The organism is Mesorhizobium sp. M2A.F.Ca.ET.039.01.1.1, assembly GCF_003998035.1.
Lineage (GTDB): Bacteria > Pseudomonadota > Alphaproteobacteria > Rhizobiales > Rhizobiaceae > Mesorhizobium.
This window is the reverse complement of sequence record NZ_RZRY01000889.1, coordinates 1-2,192: the sequence shown is the minus strand read 5'-3', so window position 1 is coordinate 2,192 and position 2,192 is coordinate 1. Positions and strand designations below refer to the sequence as shown.

The window sequence follows — 2,192 nt, the reverse complement described above, 5'->3', positions numbered from 1 at the left end:
CCGTAGGTGATGGCGCAATTTCCCATGATCACGGCCGAGATCACCATGATCACGCCGATCGAAAGGTCGATGCCGGCGGTCAGGATGACCAGCGTCTGGGCGGCGCCCAGGATGCCGACGATGGCGATCTGCTGCAGGATCAGCGTCAACGTGTAGGACGAAAAGAAGCGGCCGCCGATGGCGACACCGAAGATGATGATCGACAGCACCAGCACGATCAGCGGCACCGCCGCCGGCGTGGAATGCAGGAAATGCTGGGCGCGCTTCACAAACGATTTGCCGTGCTCCTCGAAGGCGGCGACGTTGGTATCGCTGCCCGAGAGAACCTTCTCGAATTCCTGGATTTGGGACATATCTCCTCCCGTCTCACGGAACTTCGTTGGCTCCGTGCCGCGTTTACGCATTCCGGTCTGTCGCCGGGCTTATCAGCGCTTACGAAAATGCATCGTCCACCCGATGCGGCCGGGGATCAAGTCCCCAGCCGCGAGGTTTGTGCGCTCAGGCGGGCATCAGCCCCAGCACTTGGCGAGGCCTTCCTTGGTGTCGATGGACTTCACGCCGTTGGCCGGCTTGTCGGTCACGAGGTTGACGCCGGTGTCGAAGAAGTTCTTACCTTCGGTCGGCTTCGGCTTGGTGCCGTCCTTGGCGTAATTGGCGATGGCCTCGATGCCGAGCGCGGCCATCTGCAGCGGATATTGCTGCGAGGTGGCGCCGATCACGCCTTCGGTGACCGACTTCACGCCTGGGCAACCGCCGTCGACCGAGACGATCAGCACCTGCTTTTCGAGACCGACGGCCTTGAGCGCCTGATAGGCACCCACGGCGGCGGGCTCGTTGATGGTGTGGATGACGTTGATGGTGTTGTCCTTCTGAAGAAGGTTCTCCATCGCCTTGCGGCCGCCTTCCTCGTTGCCGTTGGTGACGTCATGGCCGACGATGCGCGGATCGTCCTCGTCGCCGATCTTGTTGGCATCCTTCACGTCGATGCCGTAGCCCATCATGAAGCCCTGGTCGCGCAGAACGTCGACGGTCGGCTGCGAGGGGGTGAGGTCGAGGAAGCCGATCTTGGCGTCCTTGGCCTTGTCGCCAAGCGTGGCGGCGGCCCAGGCGCCGATCAGCTTGCCGGCTTCGAGGTTGTCGGTGGCGAAGGTGGCGTCGGCGGCATCGATCGGATCGAGCGGCGTGTCGAGCGCGATGACCAGCAGCCCGGCGTCACGCGCCTTCTTCACCGTCGGCACGATGCCCTTGGTGTCGGACGCGGTAATCAGGATACCCTTCGCGCCGTCAGCGATGCAGCTTTCGATCGCCGCCACCTGGCTTTCGCTGTCGCCGTCGATCTTGCCGGCATAGGTCTTGAGGTCGACGCCAAGCTCCTTGGCCTTGGCGGTCGCGCCCTCCTTCATCTTGACAAAGAAGGGGTTGGTGTCGGTCTTGGTGATCAGGCAGGCGCCGACGCCGGCGGCCGATGCCGACGAAGCGAACGCCATCAGGCCCAAGCCTGCGGCCGCAAACACGGTAGACTTCAGCAGTGATTTCTTGGTCACGATTTCCTCCCAATGGAACTGTTGCGGACACCGGCCACCCGGCGTCCCAAGCGCATCCACCTTTTCTCCCAGCGTGGACACATCTCAAAAAACACCAGGACAGAACGGCTGTCAATAATTAAATCACTCTTATTTATTATTGACACTCTTGCGTCGTTCACTCATTCTGAACGAAAAGCATCGCGGGGAAACAAACGGGAGGAACAGGGTGGAGACCGGCATTGCGAGGCACGGTTCGCCCGAGGCTTTGGAGAGTCGGCTGCATCGCGGCACCAACCAAAGCGGCATGCGCGACCACAATGAACGGTTGGTGCTGTCCCTGGTGCGCCAGCACGGCAGCCTGGCCAAATCCGATATCGCGCGCATGACCGGGCTGTCGGCGCAGACGGTGTCGGTGATCATGCGCGAGCTCGAGGAAGACAAGCTGCTGGTGCGCCAGGCGCCGCTGCGCGGCAAGATCGGCCAACCTTCGATTCCGATGGCGCTCAATACGGAAGGCGCTTTTTTCATCGGCCTCAAGATCGGTCGCCGCAGCGCCGAGCTGGTGCTGATCGACTTTCTCGGCAATGTGCGCGCCATGCTGCAGCATTCCTACCGCTATCCCGCGCCGCGCGAGACCGTCGAATTCGTCACCGCCGGCATCAAGAC

General features: G+C 62.0%; 2 protein-coding genes and 1 pseudogene. 1 reads left to right on the top strand and 2 read right to left on the bottom strand.

The features are described 5' to 3' along the window. Positions 1-353, bottom strand: a pseudogene (locus EOA24_RS35140) (ABC transporter permease); the annotation flags it as partial. Positions 354-509: 156 nt separating this feature from the next. Continuing rightward, positions 510-1,487 (bottom strand): sugar ABC transporter substrate-binding protein, encoded by a 978-nt coding sequence (locus EOA24_RS35135; protein WP_189343327.1) that lies wholly within the window; start codon positions 1,485-1,487, stop codon positions 510-512. A gap of 265 nt (positions 1,488-1,752) precedes the next feature. On the opposite strand from EOA24_RS35135, the gene EOA24_RS35130 reads away from it, so the two are divergent. Next, positions 1,753-2,192, top strand: a 440-nt coding sequence (locus EOA24_RS35130; RefSeq protein ID WP_133374793.1) for a winged helix-turn-helix domain-containing protein, incomplete at its 3' end; no start/stop codon positions are given.